The organism is Mycolicibacterium sichuanense (genome assembly GCF_033741125.1).
Taxonomy (GTDB): domain Bacteria; phylum Actinomycetota; class Actinomycetes; order Mycobacteriales; family Mycobacteriaceae; genus Mycobacterium.
Genome location: NZ_JAWQPU010000008.1, coordinates 74,458 through 89,949, shown reverse-complemented (window position 1 = coordinate 89,949; position 15,492 = coordinate 74,458). Strand labels below are relative to the sequence as shown.

The window sequence follows — 15,492 nt, the reverse complement described above, 5'->3', positions numbered from 1 at the left end:
GACCCCTAGGCCTGCACCTGCACCGCCCGGGCAGCCGGGATCGGACAGGCGTCGCTGGCCTCGGCGACGACGTGCGTGCCGTCCGCGCGGGGACGCTGGCCGGCCTCGTACTGCGCCCCCGTCACGGGAGGTTCCGCCTCGAGCAATCGGTTCTCCTGCTCGGTGTAGGCCCGGCCGCGACTGAGGAAGCGCATGCCCTCCGGCGACTCCAGGCTGAACCCGCCGCCCCTACCGGGCACCACGTCGATCACCAGCTGCGTGTGCTTCCAGGCCTCGAACTGGCTGCCGGAGATCCACACCGGCACACCGGGGTCGCCGACGTCGAGGATGGCCAGCAGGATGTCTCGGTCCCCGACGATGAACTCCCCGTCCGGGTAGCACATCGGCGACGAACCGTCGCAGCACCCGCCGGACTGGTGAAACATCAACGCGCCGTGTCGCTCCTGCAGCGTGCGCAGCAGAGCTGCCGCGGCCTCGGTGACCAGAGCGCGTGGCGGCATGCCGTCGTCCATCGATCGTCCTCCCCCTGCTGGCACGGGTGTTACTCAACTCACACTACGCGCGCGGTCACAATGGTCGGGTGGACGACGACGCGTATCTGTGGCTCGAGGACATCACCGGTGACGACGCGCTGGAGTGGGTGCGACGCCACAACGAGCCGACGCTCGCCGAACTCTCCGGGGAGCGCTTCGAGCAGATGCGGGCCGAGGCGCTGGCCATCCTCGACACCGATGCGCGCATCCCCTACGTCCGCCGCCGCGGTGAGTACCTGTACAACTTCTGGCGCGACGCGGACCATCCCCGTGGGCTGTGGCGGCGCACCACCCTCGAGCAGTACCGCACCGACGATCCCGACTGGGACGTTCTGCTCGACGTCGACGCACTGGCGGCGGCTGACGACGAGAAGTGGGTGTGGGCCGGCGCCGAGGTCCTCGAACCCGACCTGACGCTGGCTCTCATCAGCCTCTCGCGCGGCGGGTCCGATGCGACCGTGACCCGCGAATTCGACCTCGTCACACGGCAATTCGTCGTCGATGGGTTCGTCCTGCCCGAGGCCAAGGCCAGCGTCTCGTGGGAGGACGCGGACACCGTGCTCGTCGGCACGGACTTCGGACCCGGTTCGCTGACCGATTCCGGCTACCCGCGTGTCGCCAAGCGGTGGCGGCGCGGGCAGCCGCTCGCCGATGCGCAGACCGTCTTCGAGGGCGTCGCCTCCGACGTCAGCGTGGGCGTGGGCTTCGATCCGACGCCCGGTTTCGAACGCCTGCTGGCCACGCGGTCGACCGACTTCTTCAACCGCGAGCACTTCGAGATCCGCGGCGAGGAACTACTCCGGATCGACGCGCCCACCGATGCGGGGATCGGCATCCACCGGGAGTGGCTGCTGGTGCGGCCGCGCACCGACTGGACGGTGGGTACCACGACCTACCCAGCGGGTTCGCTACTCGCCGCCAAGTACGACGACTTCCTCAGCGGCACAGTAGAACTGAATGTGATCTTCGAACCCGACGAACACACCAGCCTGGACACCTACGCGTGGACCCGCGATCGTCTTGTGCTGGTCACCCTCGTCGACGTGGCGACTCACGTCGAGCTGGTCACCCCGGGATCATGGCAGCGGGAACCGATCGCCGGCGTTCCGCCGAACACCACGACCGTGGTGGTCGACGTCGACGAGTACGGTGACGAGATCTTCCTGGACTCAAGCGGTTTCGACACTCCGTCGCGACTGTTGTGGGGGCACGCCGGCGAAGAGGTCACCGAGATCAAGAGCGCGCCGTCGTTCTTCGACGCCTCCGACATCGAGGTGAACCAGCACTTCGTCGCCTCGGCCGACGGCACCAAGATCCCGTACTTCGTGGTGAGCCACCGCGATTCGACCGGGCCGGGCAAGACGCTACTGAGCGGATACGGCGGCTTCGAGTCGTCCAACACCCCCGGCTACGCGGGCGTGCTTGGCAAGCTCTGGCTCGCCAGGGGCGGGACGTACGTGCTCGCCAACATCCGCGGCGGCGGTGAGTACGGTCCGCGCTGGCACACCCAGGCCATGCGCGAGGGCCGGCATCTGGTGCACGAGGACTTCGCCGCCGTCGCAGCGGATCTGGTGGCGCGGGGCATCACCACCGTCGATCAGCTCGGCGCCCAGGGGGGCAGCAACGGCGGGCTGCTCATGGGCATCATGCTGACCAAGTATCCCGAGCTGTTCGGCGCCCTGGTGTGCAGCGTGCCGCTGCTCGACATGAAGCGCTACCACCTGCTGCTCGCCGGCGCGTCGTGGATGGCCGAGTACGGCGACCCGGACGACGCGGAGGACTGGGCCTTCATCTCCGAATACTCGCCCTATCAAAATATCTCGGCCGACCGCGAGTATCCCGAGCTGTTGATGACCACCTCGACGCGCGACGATCGGGTCCACCCCGGGCACGCCAGGAAGATGACCGCGGCGCTCGAGGCGGCCGGACACCGGGTGCGCTACTACGAGAACGTCGAGGGCGGCCACGCCGGTGCGGCAGACAACGCGCAGACGGCGTTCCGATCGGCGCTGATCTACGAGTTCCTGCACCGGGTTCTTGGTGACGGGTGAGCACGCTGTCGCTGGGCCTGTTCTACGCCGGGCTGGCCATCCTGGCGGTCGGGCTGGCGCTGCCCGGCTGGGATTCCGCGACGCTACCCAAGCGCACGGTGAAGCGGCGCATCTACTGGGGCGCTCTGCTGGCTGCCATCCCGGTGCTGTTCGTGGCCGGTCTGCCGGACCTGCAGAGTTCACTGGCGTTCGTGGCCATGGCGTGCGTGCTGATGTTCGGGTGGGCCTACTTCCGCACGCCCAACCTGAAGATCGGCGGACGCATCATCTCGGCCGACCCGGCCAAGCGCGATCCGGATCCACCCCACTAGCTGCGGCGCAGACCGCCCAGCACGGTGACGATCACACCGAGCGCGACGAGACCCAGCCCGGCGGCCAGTGTCAGGTTGAGCCACAGATGCATGCTGCCGACGGCGTAGTCGGCCATCGCGGCGGCCACGCCGCGGACGTCGTCCGGCACGGACTTCAGTCCGTCGTCGACGTACCGCCGCCCCACCTCGATTCCCGCCCAGCCGGTCGCCCCGACGAGCATCGCCGAAATCCCAAGCGCGGCAATGGCCTTGCCGCGACGCCTGGCGGAGGCCACGGTCAGCAGTGCGAACGCGCCCGCCAGCACGGCCGCACCGACGCTGACCCACGGTCCCCACTTGGCCACCTCGCGCAACTGCCCGGGTCGTAGGTGCTGCGACACGTTCTCGGTCAGCGGAACCTCGAGCGTCGTCGGCGCCTTGATCCCGAAGTCCTCGAGGGTCTGCCGGAATGAGCCGTCGGCCAGCATCGGCGAGAGGTCGATCTGCCAGCGCCCGGACGCATCGGGCGTCACGGCGACGTCGGTGAACAGCCAGCGGTGCGCTACCTGGTTGGCCAACGCGAACTGGCCGGGGAACGCATCACCGTTGGTGTAGGCCCGCGCCGCCCCCTCGAACAGGGTTTGGTTCACGTCGTATCCGGAGTTGGCGGCGAGCCCGGTCAGCCTCGAGGTCAGCGCACCGGCCATCGCCTGGGCGACGGCCGGGTCCTTGGCAGCCGACGTCGCGAAGGCGGAGAAACCGTTGCGGTCGACGACGTGGTGCTGCGCCCACATGGCGGGGACCGCCACCGCGAGCGCGACGGTGGTCAGCAGCCAGAACACGACGGACGCCAGCACGCGCATGCTGCGTCCTCCCGTCCCGACGCCGGTCAGTCGCCCAGCGCGCGCCCCACGATCAGCGGATCGGCCCGGCCGACCACCTCGTGATCCTTGTTGTCGTAGTCGAACTTACCGAGGACGTAGCGCATCGCGTTGATGCGGGCGCGTTTCTTGTCGTTGCTCTTCACCACGGTCCACGGCGCCATCTCGGTATCGGTCCAGGCGAACATGTCCTCCTTGGCCGCCGTGTAGTCCTCCCACTTGTCCAGCGACGCGAGGTCGGTGGGCGAGAGCTTCCACTGCCGGACCGGGTCGACCTGCCGGATGGTGAACCGGGTGCGCTGCTCGGCCTGGGTCACCGAGAACCACAGCTTGGTCAGGCTCACGCCGTCGTTGACCAGCATCTGCTCGAACAGTGGAGCCTGGCGGATGAACTCGGCGTGCTGCTTGGGCGAGCAATAGCCCATCACCCTCTCCACACCCGCGCGGTTGTACCACGACCTGTCGAACAGGACGATCTCCCCGGCGGCGGGCAAGTGGTTGACGTAGCGCTGGAAGTACCACTGCGTGCGCTCGCGCTCGGTGGGCTTCTCCAGCGCCACCACGCGGGCCCCGCGCGGGTTGAGGTGCTCCATGAAGCGTTTGATGGTGCCGCCCTTGCCCGCGGCGTCGCGCCCCTCGAACACGATGACGTGCCGGTGCCCGTGGGTCTGGCTCCACTTCTGCAGCTTCAGCAGTTCGATCTGCAGCAGTCGCTTCTGCTCCTCGTACTCGTCGCGCTTCATGCGCTCCTCGTACGGGTAGTTCTCCCGCCAGGTGTCCACGACCTCGCCGGTCGGCTGAATGATCAGCTCGGGATCGTCGTCATCGTCGTCGCGCACGCTGTAGCCGTTGACGGCCTGGGCATCCAAGGTCACCGGCGAAACCTATCGACCCATGCCGAAGCGAGGGTGACGTGCGGGTGAACGACAGGTAGCGGTGCGCGCGAGTTACTTCGCCTTGCGCCTGGGGCGGATCAGCGCGAACTTCGTCATCATCGCGTTCATTCGCTTGAGCGCCTTGGGCGAGTTGTCGTAGTAGTTGCCGCCCGCACCGACGCTGGTGCGGGGCGCGACGATGGCCTCCTGGCGGCAGAACTTGCGGATGCCCTCGGCACCGCCGAAGCGGACACCGATGCCCGAGGTCTTCCACCCGCCCATCGGGGCCGTGGTGCACATCAGGTTGGAGATCACGTCGTTGATGTTCACGGCACCGCAATCCAGTTGCAGGGCAACGTCATTGGCGCGTTCGACATCACGGGAGAACACCGCTGCACTGAGCCCGTATTGGCTGTCATTGGCCAGCCGCACCGCCTCGGCGACGGTGGCCACCTTCATGATCGGCAATGTGGGCCCGAAGGTCTCCTCGGTCATGCACAGCATCGAGTGGTCGACGTCGACCAGCACCGTCGGCGGGTAGAAGCTGCCCGGTCCGGTGGGCCGTTTGCCACCGGTCAGCGCCTTGGCACCCTTGGCCAGGGCGTCCGCGACGTGCCGGTCGGTGACGTCGACCTGGCTGTCGTCGATCAGCGCGCCGAAGTCGTGACCCTCCCCCGCGCCCACCTTGAGCTTCTCGACGTCGCGCACGACGGCGGCCACGAACGCGTCGTAGACCGGCTCGAGCACGTAGACGCGCTCGACTGACACGCACGTCTGCCCGGCGTTGAACATCGCGCCCCAGACCGCGGCGTGGGCGGCCAGGTCGACGTCGGCGTCCTCGAGCACGATCATCGGGTCCTTGCCACCGAGCTCGAGGCTCACCGGCACCAACCGCCGCGCGGCGCGCTCCATCACCTTGGCGCCGGTCGCGCTGGAGCCGGTGAACTGGATGTAGTCGCTCGCGTCGACGACGGCCTCGACGGCCTCCCGCGCGCCCTGGACGATGGCCATGACGTCGGGGGCGCCCGAGTCGATCCAGCCGCGCAGCAGCAGCTCGGCGGTCAACGGGGTGCGCTCCGAAGGCTTGAGCAGCACCGCGCAACCCGCCGCCAGCGCGGCTATGCCGTCCATCAGCAGGTTCGCCACCGGGTAGTTCCACGGGGCGACGATGCCGACCACCGGACGGGGTCGGTAGTGCACGGCGATCTTCTTGATCGACAGGAACGGCAGGGAGGCGGGCCGAGTCTCCGGCGCCAGCGCCTTCTCCATCGTCTTGATGTAGTACGACGCGATCATGATCAGCAGCGGCACCTCTTGAGCTGCGTCGGTCGCCGACTTGCCGGTCTCGGCGATCAGCAGCGCTTCGATCTCGTCGCGGTGCTCGCCCAGCCAGACGGCGTAGCGGGCCAGCACCTTGGCCCGCCCCGCAGCCCCGCGCGCTTCCCATTCGCGCTGGGACCGCCGCAGGCCCGCGGCGATGCGGGGCACGTCGGCGGGATCCGTCCAACGCACCGTGCCCGCCACCGCGCCCGTGGCGGGGTTCAGGATCTTCGCGCTGGCATCGACGTCGGGCGTTGCAGTCATGCGCTCATGTTAACCGCTGCTGTGATCTAGGTCGCAGCCGGGTTGACACCTGTCAAGTCCGGCGAAGCCCACGGCGAGACGAAGCAGCGACGTCGCCATGAACACCGCGCCGACCGTGTCGGTGAAGTAGTGGTGCGTGAACGCCTGCCCGAGTAGGCCGAGCAGCGCCCACAGCACGGCCACGATGACCATCCACGCCGTCGCGCCCACCACGATGACGAGCAGGCCCAGCACCACGATCGTCACCGTGACGTGCCCGCTGGGATAGGCCAGCGCACCGCCCTTCTCGCGGCCGAAGATCCGCTTGAGCACCCGAACGGCCACCACGGCGGCGACCGGCGTCACCGCCGTCACCGCCGCCAACCGCCACCGCCGCCGATACACGGCGATCGCCACGGCGACGACGAACGTCAGCACGACCAGTCGAGCGTCGGTGAACGCCAGCAACGACCCCAACCACCGGTGTTCGTGGCGCAGGTCGAGGAACCAGTCGTCCAGGGGCGTCGAACCCCGGCCCACCAGGAGTCCGAGCAGCACCAGGGCCGACAGGCCGACCAGTGGCCACCAACGGAGGGTCCGCGCGATCGTCATCCGGCCCCGACGAGGCCCCCGACGTAGGCCGCCTGGCCGAGGTGCTGCGCGCAATCGTCGATGATGCTGACGATGCGGGCACTCGCCGTCACCGCGGGCGTCCATCGGCGGTCGACGATCACCGAGAGGTCCTCGGCGGTCACCGAGGCGACGTAGGCCAGCGTCATCGCATGCACGGCCCGGTAGTACCCAGCGAGCAGGTCGGCCGAGGCGCGGACCTTGGCCACCTGTTCCTGGGTGTGGCCGTATCCGGTGGAGTCGTCGGGCAGGTCGAGCGCGAAACGCTTCACCCAGTCCTCGCGGAACCACACCTGTTCGGTGCCCGCGATCTCGCTGAGCTGCGCGTCCTGCACCCGGGCGCTGTGCCACAGCAGCCAGGTGATGGTGTTCGCCCCCGGCGACGGCTGGTAGTACGCGACGTCGTCGGTGAGGCCGTCGGTGATGTCGTCGGCATGCTCGATCAGCCGGGTGAACGAGTCGCGCAGCAGCTCGCGAGCAGCCGCGATGTCGGTGTCAGCCATGCCTGCGACGCTACCCGTCGGGCCGTTCGATGGCCGTCCGCGGCCATTACCCCTGGGTCACTCGACGATTCGGAGCCGGCGTCAGGCCGGGTCGGCCCCGTGGAACACGGCTTCGACGTTGTTGCCGTCGGGGTCGCGGACGAACGCTCCGAAGTAGCCAGGGTGGTACTCCGGCCAGAGCCGCGGTGCGTGCAGCGAATCCAGCCCCAGTCCGACCGCCGCCTCGTGGAACGCCACGACCTCCTGGGTACTCGCCGCCTGAAAGGCGAAGTGGATGCCCTTCGTCGGCTGGCCCATGTCGGCTTGCCCCGGGGCTCCATCCTCCAACCAGAAGTCCGGCTTGCCACCACGGCCGTAACCGACGGCCCGCCCGACGTCCATCTGCCGGGAATATCCCAGCACTGCAAGCACCGCGTCGTAGAAGGCCGTGGACTTCGCGTAGTCCGCGCAGATGATGCCGAAGTGATCGATCATGCCGACATCCTGGCATCCGACCGGCGTCGCGTCGTACATTCGAGTGATGGCCTACGACTTGATCGTTCGCAACGGCACGATCGTCGACGGGCTCGGTTCGCAACCCATTGTCGGTGACGTGGCCGTGGCCGACGGGGTGATCGCCGCGGTCGGCGAGGTCGTCGGCTCGGCCACCCGCGAACTCGACGCGACCGGGCTGCTGGTCACCCCCGGTTTCGTCGACCTGCATACCCACTACGACGGCCAGGCCATCTGGTCGGACCGCATGACACCGTCGTCCGCCCATGGCGTCACCACCGCGGTGATGGGCAACTGCGGCGTCGGCTTCGCGCCGTGCCGCCCGGGTGACCACGACACCCTCGTCGATCTGATGGCGGGCGTCGAGGACATCCCCGGTGTGGTGATGGTCGACGGCCTGCCCTGGGATTGGGAGACCTTCCCGGAGTTCCTCGACCGCCTCGACGCCAACCCCCGCGACATCGACGTGGCCGCGCTGCTTCCGCACTCGCCGCTGCGGGTCTACGCGATGGGTCGGCGCGGCGTCGACCGCGAGCCCGCCACCGACGAGGACCTGGCGCTGATGCGCAAGCTCGCCGCCGAGGCCGTCGGCGCCGGAGCACTCGGCTTCGCGTCGTCCCGGTTGACCCTGCACAGGAGCGAAAGCGGGCAGCCCATACCGAGTTTCAACGCCGGCCAGGCCGAGCTGGAGGCCATCGCCCGGGGCGTGCAGGACGCTGGCGGCGGGCTGATTCAATTCGTCCCCGATCTGGTCGCCGGTGACTACGGACCGGCGCTGCAGACGGTGTTCGACGTCGCCGAGGACGTCGGGCTACCAGTGACGTTCACCCTGGCCGTCGGCAACGCCGGAGATCCGTTCTTCGTCGACGGCCTCACCATGGTGGAGAAGGCCAACCAGCGGGCCGCGACAGCCGACCCGCAGTTCACCGCCCAGGTCTTCCCTCGGCCGATCGGCCTGCTGATCGGCCTGGAACTCTCTGGCAATCCCTTCGTCACGTACCCGAGCTACCGGGAGATCGCCGACCTACCGCTGGCCGAGCGGGTCGCGCAGATGCGCAAACCCGAAGTGCGAGAGCGAATTCTGGCCGACAAGCCGGGTGCCGACGGTCACCCGCTGATGTTCGCGGCGCAGGCCTTCGAGTGGATGTTCCCGCTCGGTGACCCGCCGGACTACGAGCCGTCGCGTGCGGACAGCATCGCCAGCCGGGCCGCGGCCAACGGCGTCACACCGCTGGAGGAGGCCTACGACCGGCTGCTCGACGACGACGGCCACGCCATGCTAATGGTCACCCTGGCCAACTTCCGGGACGCCTCGCTGGACACGGTGGCCGAGCTCTTTCGTCGCGACGACGTGGTACTCGGCCTCGGTGACGGCGGCGCACACTACGGAATGATCTGCGACGCAAGCTTTCCCACCTACATGCTGGCGCACTGGGCGCGCGACCGTGCCACCGGCCGGCTGACGGTGGCCGAGGCGGTGCGGGAGCTCACGTCGGTCCCGGCCCGGGTGGCCGGCCTAGCCGACCGCGGCCGCATCGCCGTGGGCTACAAGGCCGACCTGAACGTCATCGACCACGCCGCCGTGCGCCTGCACCGACCGGTGGTGGTGCACGACCTGCCCGCGGGCGGCCGCCGCCTCGACCAGACCGCCGACGGCTACGTGGCGACCGTCGTCTCCGGTGAGGTGATCGCCGAGAACGGCGTCCCCACCTCGGCGCGTCCCGGCAAGCTGGTCCGCGGAAGACGTTCTTCCCCAGCTTGATTCGCGGTGTGCCAGGGCGGGGTGTCGATCCCCGCGCCGCCGTACATCGGCAGCTTCAGATCTGCGCCATACCGGGAGATCTGGTCCCACGGCCGGTTCAGGCCGAAGGTGCCCGACGCCCGCACCCGGCTGACGGCGTCCAGATCCAAGCAGTCGATGAGCACCTCTTCACCCGTTCCCGCCTGCTGACGCACGGTGCCCTCGGGGTCGACGACGCAGCTCGCCCCGACCCCCGCGGGATCGGAGGCGTTGACGTTGACGAGGTACAACTGATTGGTCCATGCGTTGGCCCTGGCGCAGACGAGTTCCATCTCGCGGTCGCGCGTCGTCGTCAGGGTCGGCTGGATGACGACCTCGGCGCCGAGCCAGGCCAGTTGGCGCGCCGTCTCGGGGAACGACCCGTCGTAGCAGATCGCCAGGCCTACCCGTCCGACGTCCGGGATGCCGAAGACGACGAACTCGGCACCGGGGGTGGTCCGTTCGTACGGCTGCCACGGGAAGACCTTGCGGTAGGTCGCGGCGATCTCACCCAGCGGCGACACCGCGATCGCCGTGTTGTAGACCTCGTCGCCGTCCCCACGTTCGTAGATGCTGCCCGGCACCAGCCACAGCCCGGTCTCCTTCGCCAGTGCGGCCACGCGTTCGGTGGTGCGACCTCCGATGGGCTCGGCCACCTCGTGCATCCAGCCGCCGCGGGCCTGCAGCAGCGGCGCCTCTGCGGCCAGCATCAGCTCGGGCACGACCACGAGGTCGACGTGGGCGAAGGTGTCCCGTACGGCGCGGACCCTGGAGCGGAACCGGTCCCAGCTGGCGTCGACGTCGAACGCGACGGGCGCCGTCTGGATCGCGGCGATGGTCAAGGTGCGCATGGTCAGTTCTCCGTGGCGTCGAATGGCGAAGGCATTACAGCCCGTGGTGTTCCGTGCCCCATAGTGCTCCGTCGGCGTCGCGAGCCGCGTTTCGATCACGGCGCGCACAACCCTGGTGACGGCCCCCGGTGACGTGAGCTGATGGACTCTCGTGACTGTCATCAACGCCTCCGTGGACGACCGGGGCGACGCCATCTCGCCGCAGGCGCGAACCGCGCTGTGGGCCAGCCTGGTCGGCACCACCATCGAGTGGTACGACTTCTTCCTCTACGCCACCGCGGCCAGCCTGGTGTTCAACAAGGCCTTCTTCCCCGACCAGAGCACCTTCGTCGGCACCCTGCTGTCGTTCGCGACCTTCGCGGTCGGCTTCCTGGTGCGGCCCATCGGCGGCTTCGTCTTCGGTCACGTGGGCGACCGGATTGGCCGCAAGAAGACGCTCGCGTTGACGATGCTCCTGATGGGTGTCGCCACCGCGCTGATGGGCGTGTTGCCCACCGCCGCGCAGATCGGCGTGCTCGCGCCGATCCTGCTGCTGGTGCTGCGCATCGTGCAAGGCTTCGCGCTCGGTGGCGAATGGGCGGGTGCGGTGCTGCTGGCCGTCGAGCACGGGCCACCGCACAGGCGCGGGTTGTTCGGCAGCATTCCGCAGGTTGGGCTGGCGATCGGCCTTGCGCTCGGCACCGGTGTGTTCGCGCTGTTGCAGGTGCTGCTCCCCGACGACGCCTTCCTGCGCTACGGCTGGCGGGTGGCGTTCCTCATCAGCATCTTGCTGGTGGTCTTCGGCGTCGTGGTCCGGCTGCGCGCCACCGAGACACCGGCGTTCGAGAAGGTGCGCGACAGCGGTGACCGCGCCGCCGTCCCCGTCAAGGAGGTGTTCCGGCCGCCGGCCCTGCGCGCAACCGTGCTCGGCATGCTGTCGCGCTGGGGCGAGGGAGCGGCGTTCAACACGTGGGGTGTGTTCGCGATCTCGTACGCCACCGGCACCCTCAAGCTCGACAAGATCCCCGTCCTGATCGCGGTCACCTTCGCGGCGCTGCTGATGGCGGTCCTGATTCCGGTGTCGGGTCTGCTGACCGACCGCTTCGGCCCGAAGAAGCTGTACGCCACGGGCGTTGCCGCCTACGGCGTCGCCGTATTCCCGGTCTTCGCGCTGTTCGGAACCAGGAACATCTGGCTGTACACCCTGGCGATGGTGCTGGTGTTCGGCATCGTGCACGCCTGGTTCTATGGTGCGCAGGGCTCGCTGTACGCGTCGCTGTTCCCGGCGCGCATCCGCTACACCGGGCTCTCGACGGTGTATCAGCTGTCGGGCGTGTATGCCTCGGGCCTGACGCCGTTGATCCTCACCGCGCTGATCGGCGCCGCAGGCGGGCGGCCGTGGCTGGCCTGCGGCTACCTGGTGGTGACGGCCGGCATCGCCGTCGTCGCTACCCTGCTGCTCGAGCCAACTCCGCTCGAGGAGCTGTAGCGGCTCACCGGGTGATGACCACCTTGCCGGTCATTCGCCCCGACTCGACGGCGCGGTGGCCCCGTCGCAGGCCGGCCGCCGAGAAGTCCTGGATCGTCTCGGTGACGGTGCTGCGCAGCACACCCTGGTCGACCAGCTCGGCCGCGACCGTCAGTAGGCGCTGCTGCTCGATCATGTCCGGGGTCTCGAACATCGACCGGGTGAACATCAGCTCCCAATGCCACGCGATGCTCTTGGCCTTGAGCCCGACGAGGTCGAGGCCGGGCGGCTCGTCGATCGCGACGACGTGGCCGAACGGCTTGACGATCTCGGCGTAATCGTCGACGTTGCCCTTGGAGTGCGGCGAGAACAGGAAGTCGACGCCGGCTGGCGCGACGTCGAGGGCCTGCTCACGCAGGTGGTGGTGGTCGATGACGGCGTCGGCACCCATCGCCTTGGCCCACCGGACGGACTCGTCACGGCTGGCGGTGGCGATCACCCGAACGCCCGTGCGGGCCTTGGCGAGCTGGATCATGATCGACCCGACGCCGCCCGCGGCGCCAAGCACCAGCAGATCCCCCGTCGAGTGCGGCGTCAGACCGAACCTGTCGAACAGCGACTCCCACGCGGTGATGGTGGTCAAAGGCAGGGCGGCGGCGTCACCGAAGCTCAGGGAGGTGGGCTTGCGCGCGACGATGCGCTCGTCGACCGCCTGGAATTCGGCGTTGCTTCCCGGCCGCGTGATGTCCCCGGCCCACCAGACCTCGTCGCCGATGCTCAGCGAATCGACTTGCGGTCCAACGGCCTGCACGATCCCGGCCCCGTCGTACCCGAGGATAGCCGGGGCCGACGACGGCGAGAGCCCGAGGCGCTGCTTGACGTCCACCGGGTTGACCGACACGGCCAGCACCCGCACCAACACGTCGCGGGGACGCAATTCGGGCACCTCGACGGTGACGTCCTGCAAGGTGTGCGGGTCGTCGATCGACTCGCCCGCGAAGGCGCCGATCGCGGTCATCGTGGTCATGTCCAATCCCTCCGTCGTGGCCGCGACGCACGATGCCGTGCGGCAGCCGGCTGATCCTGCGTCGCAGACGAAGGAACCCGGCCCCTGAGACTTCCAGGGACCGGGCTCTTCGATGCGCAGTTCGGACTTAGAAGTCCATGCCGCCCATGCCACCGGTCGGGTCGCCAGCAGGTGCGGCGGCCTTCTCCGGCTTGTCGGCGACGACGGCCTCGGTGGTGAGGAACAGCGCCGCGATGGACGCCGCGTTCTGCAGCGCCGAGCGGGTGACCTTGACCGGGTCGGCGACGCCGGCCTTGAGCAGGTCCTCGTACTCACCGGTCGCGGCGTTCAGGCCGTGACCCGCAGGAAGGTTGGTGACCTTCTCCGCGACGACGCCCGGCTCGAGGCCGCCGTTGAAGGCGATCTGCTTGAGCGGGGCCGACAGCGCGACGCGCACGATGTTCGCACCCGTGGCCTCGTCACCGGTGAGCGTGAGCTCCTCCAGCGAAGGAGCCGCCTGCAGCAGAGCCACGCCGCCACCGGCGACGATGCCCTCTTCGACGGCGGCCTTGGCGTTGCGCACGGCGTCTTCGATGCGGTGCTTGCGTTCCTTGAGCTCCACCTCGGTGGCAGCTCCGGCCTTGATCACCGCAACACCGCCGGCCAGCTTGGCCAGGCGCTCCTGCAGCTTCTCGCGGTCGTAGTCGGAATCGCTGTTCTCGATCTCGGCGCGGATCTGCGCGACCCGACCGGCGATCGCGTCGGCATCGCCCGACCCACCGACGATGGTGGTCTCGTCCTTGGTGATGACGACCTTGTCGGCCTTGCCGAGCAGCGAGACGTCGGCGGTCTCCAGGGACAGCCCGACCTCTTCGCTGATGACCTGTCCACCGGTGAGGATGGCCATGTCCTGCAGCATCGCCTTGCGGCGGTCACCGAAGCCAGGGGCCTTGACGGCGACGGACTTGAAGGTGCCACGGATCTTGTTGACCACCAGGGTCGACAGGGCTTCGCCCTCGACGTCCTCGGCGATGATCAGCAGCGGCTTGCCGGACTGGATGATCTTCTCCAGCAGGGGCAGCAGATCCTTGACGGTGGAGACCTTGGAGCTGACCAGGAGGATGTAGGGCTCCTCGAGGACGGCTTCCTGACGCTCGGCGTCGGTCACGAAGTAACCCGAGATGTAGCCCTTGTCGAAGCGCATGCCCTCGGTCAGTTCGAGCTGCAGGCCGAAGGTGTTGGACTCCTCGACCGTGATGACGCCCTCGTTGCCGACCTTGTCCATGGCCTCGGCGATCAGATCGCCGATGGACTGGTCACCGGCGGAGATGCCGGCGGTGGCAGCGATCTGCTCCTTGGTCTCGATGGCCTTGGCCGAAGCCAGCAGGGTCTCGGTGACCTTCTCGACGGCCTTCTCGATGCCGCGCTTCAGACCCAGCGGGTTGGCGCCGGCGGCCACGTTGCGCAGACCCTCGCGAACGAGTGCCTGGGCGAGGACCGTAGCGGTGGTGGTGCCGTCACCAGCGACGTCGTCGGTCTTCTTGGCGACTTCCTTGACCAGCTCTGCGCCGATCTTCTCGTACGGGTCCTCCAGCTCGATCTCCTTGGCGATGGACACACCATCGTTGGTGATCGTGGGGGCGCCCCACTTCTTCTCCAGCACGACGTTGCGGCCCTTGGGGCCCAACGTCACCTTTACTGCGTCAGCGAGGGCGTTGAGCCCACGCTCGAGGCCGCGGCGGGCCTCTTCGTCATACGCAATTGTCTTGGCCATTGCGAAGTGTTCCTCCGGATTAGGGATGGCACGATTCGTGGTCGGGCTCAGTGCCCGCGACGGACGACTCGGGCGTGCTCCGCATCATGCGGCCCCTTGTCTCACCGTCCCGACCTAGCACTCACCGATCGCGAGTGCCAACGTCATTTTTAGCACTCGCCCTGGTCGAGTGCAAGGTTCGGACCGGTCGCGACGTCCTCAGGTCGACGCGCGCAGACCCGCCTCGATCACGGCCATCACCTTGCCGGTGACCTCGTCGTCGTACCCCTGCGTCGCCTTGCAGACGACCAGCAGCGCCTTGACCTCCGCCACGCCGACGTCGCGCCGGGCGGTGCCGGCCTCCTGCGCCGCCTCCAGCAGCTCCCCCATCAATTCGAGGAACGCCGCCTCGGCACCAGGGGCGGCCGCGTCGACGTCGATGCCGTAGTTGGCCAGGGCTTCGACGAGACCGTGGTCGGCCGACGCCGTGCCGACCATGTCCCGCAGGAACGCGAACAGCGCCTCGCCGGGGCCGACGGTGTCGAGCAGCCGCCGGCCCCCGGCGACCAGTCCGCGCACCCGGTCGTCGATCACCGCGGCGAACAGCGCCTCCTTGGTCGGGAAGTGCCGGTAGACCGTGCCCGCACCGACACCGGCACGACGGGCGATCTCGTCGATGGGCACCGACAGCCCCTCGGCCGCGAACGTCTCGTACGCCACCTCGAGCACGCGTGCCCGGTTGCGGGCGGCGTCGGCGCGCAATGGCCGGTCCACTTCGGTCACCTCGGTCCCTTCGTTGACAAAACGGGGCGCGCGTTCCGTATAGTCGGAGACAAC

Annotated in this window: 15 protein-coding genes; 4 read left to right on the top strand and 11 right to left on the bottom strand. The window is 68.7% G+C overall.

Annotated features, from left to right (window positions below):
• Positions 1 to 5: 5 nt before the first annotated feature.
• The gene (locus SBI80_RS22865; protein ID WP_318977130.1) at positions 6 to 500 is read right to left on the bottom strand and encodes a DUF779 domain-containing protein; all 495 of its coding nucleotides are present in this window, start codon (positions 498 to 500) and stop codon (positions 6 to 8) included.
• A gap of 80 nt (positions 501 to 580) precedes the next feature.
• Here SBI80_RS22865 and SBI80_RS22860 point away from each other — a divergent pair, with 80 nt between their 5' ends.
• The gene (locus SBI80_RS22860; RefSeq protein WP_413232784.1) at positions 581 to 2,584 is read left to right on the top strand and encodes a prolyl oligopeptidase family serine peptidase; all 2,004 of its coding nucleotides are present in this window, start codon (positions 581 to 583) and stop codon (positions 2,582 to 2,584) included.
• Positions 2,581 to 2,895: a hypothetical protein gene (locus tag SBI80_RS22855; RefSeq protein WP_318977128.1), complete on the top strand. Its 315-nt coding sequence runs from the start codon at positions 2,581 to 2,583 to the stop codon at positions 2,893 to 2,895. Before SBI80_RS22860 ends, SBI80_RS22855 begins: the two co-directional genes overlap by 4 nt.
• Here the strand turns inward: SBI80_RS22855 and SBI80_RS22850 are convergent.
• From SBI80_RS22850 to SBI80_RS22825, 6 genes are all read right to left on the bottom strand, one after another.
• Positions 2,892 to 3,737, bottom strand: a complete 846-nt coding sequence (locus SBI80_RS22850; RefSeq protein ID WP_318977127.1) for a hypothetical protein — start codon at positions 3,735 to 3,737, stop codon at positions 2,892 to 2,894. The two genes, SBI80_RS22855 and SBI80_RS22850, sit on opposite strands and share 4 nt — an antisense overlap.
• 26 nt (positions 3,738 to 3,763) lie before the next feature.
• Positions 3,764 to 4,630 carry a polyphosphate kinase 2 gene (ppk2, locus tag SBI80_RS22845; RefSeq protein WP_318977126.1) on the bottom strand — a complete coding sequence of 289 codons (867 nt, stop codon included), beginning with the start codon at positions 4,628 to 4,630 and terminating at the stop codon, positions 3,764 to 3,766.
• Between the two features lie 72 nt (positions 4,631 to 4,702).
• A complete protein-coding gene (locus tag SBI80_RS22840; RefSeq protein WP_318977125.1) occupies positions 4,703 to 6,214 on the bottom strand; it encodes an aldehyde dehydrogenase family protein in 1,512 nt (503 codons plus the stop codon).
• A 9-nt stretch (positions 6,215 to 6,223) separates the two neighbouring features.
• Entirely contained in the window at positions 6,224 to 6,805 is a 582-nt protein-coding gene (locus SBI80_RS22835; RefSeq protein ID WP_318977124.1) for a PA-phosphatase, read from the bottom strand.
• Positions 6,802 to 7,326: a mycothiol transferase gene (locus SBI80_RS22830; protein WP_318977123.1), complete on the bottom strand. Its 525-nt coding sequence runs from the start codon at positions 7,324 to 7,326 to the stop codon at positions 6,802 to 6,804. Before SBI80_RS22830 ends, SBI80_RS22835 begins: the two co-directional genes overlap by 4 nt.
• A gap of 81 nt (positions 7,327 to 7,407) precedes the next feature.
• Positions 7,408 to 7,800, bottom strand: coding sequence for a VOC family protein (locus SBI80_RS22825; protein ID WP_318977122.1), 393 nt, complete (start codon positions 7,798 to 7,800; stop codon positions 7,408 to 7,410).
• Positions 7,801 to 7,846: 46 nt separating this feature from the next.
• Here SBI80_RS22825 and SBI80_RS22820 point away from each other — a divergent pair, with 46 nt between their 5' ends.
• Positions 7,847 to 9,580, top strand: a complete 1,734-nt coding sequence (locus SBI80_RS22820; RefSeq protein ID WP_318977121.1) for an N-acyl-D-amino-acid deacylase family protein — start codon at positions 7,847 to 7,849, stop codon at positions 9,578 to 9,580.
• Here SBI80_RS22820 and SBI80_RS22815 read toward each other — a convergent pair.
• A complete protein-coding gene (locus SBI80_RS22815; protein ID WP_318977120.1) occupies positions 9,475 to 10,449 on the bottom strand; it encodes a carbon-nitrogen hydrolase family protein in 975 nt (324 codons plus the stop codon). The genes SBI80_RS22820 and SBI80_RS22815 overlap by 106 nt on opposite strands.
• A gap of 151 nt (positions 10,450 to 10,600) precedes the next feature.
• Here SBI80_RS22815 and SBI80_RS22810 point away from each other — a divergent pair, with 151 nt between their 5' ends.
• On the top strand, positions 10,601 to 11,917 hold the full coding sequence (locus tag SBI80_RS22810) for an MFS transporter (protein ID WP_318977119.1): 1,317 nt from the start codon (positions 10,601 to 10,603) through the stop codon (positions 11,915 to 11,917).
• Positions 11,918 to 11,921: 4 nt separating this feature from the next.
• Here the strand turns inward: SBI80_RS22810 and SBI80_RS22805 are convergent, their stop codons facing one another.
• The 3 genes from SBI80_RS22805 to SBI80_RS22795 all read right to left on the bottom strand — a co-directional run bounded on the left by SBI80_RS22805 (position 11,922) and on the right by SBI80_RS22795 (position 15,438).
• Positions 11,922 to 12,923, bottom strand: a complete 1,002-nt coding sequence (locus tag SBI80_RS22805) for a zinc-binding alcohol dehydrogenase family protein (RefSeq protein WP_318977118.1) — start codon at positions 12,921 to 12,923, stop codon at positions 11,922 to 11,924.
• 127 nt (positions 12,924 to 13,050) lie between these two features.
• On the bottom strand, positions 13,051 to 14,676 hold the full coding sequence (gene groL / locus SBI80_RS22800) for a chaperonin GroEL (RefSeq protein ID WP_318977117.1): 1,626 nt from the start codon (positions 14,674 to 14,676) through the stop codon (positions 13,051 to 13,053).
• A gap of 198 nt (positions 14,677 to 14,874) precedes the next feature.
• Complete coding sequence (locus tag SBI80_RS22795; protein WP_318977116.1) at positions 14,875 to 15,438, bottom strand: TetR/AcrR family transcriptional regulator; 564 nt, start codon at positions 15,436 to 15,438, stop codon at positions 14,875 to 14,877.
• Positions 15,439 to 15,492: the final 54 nt, after the last annotated feature.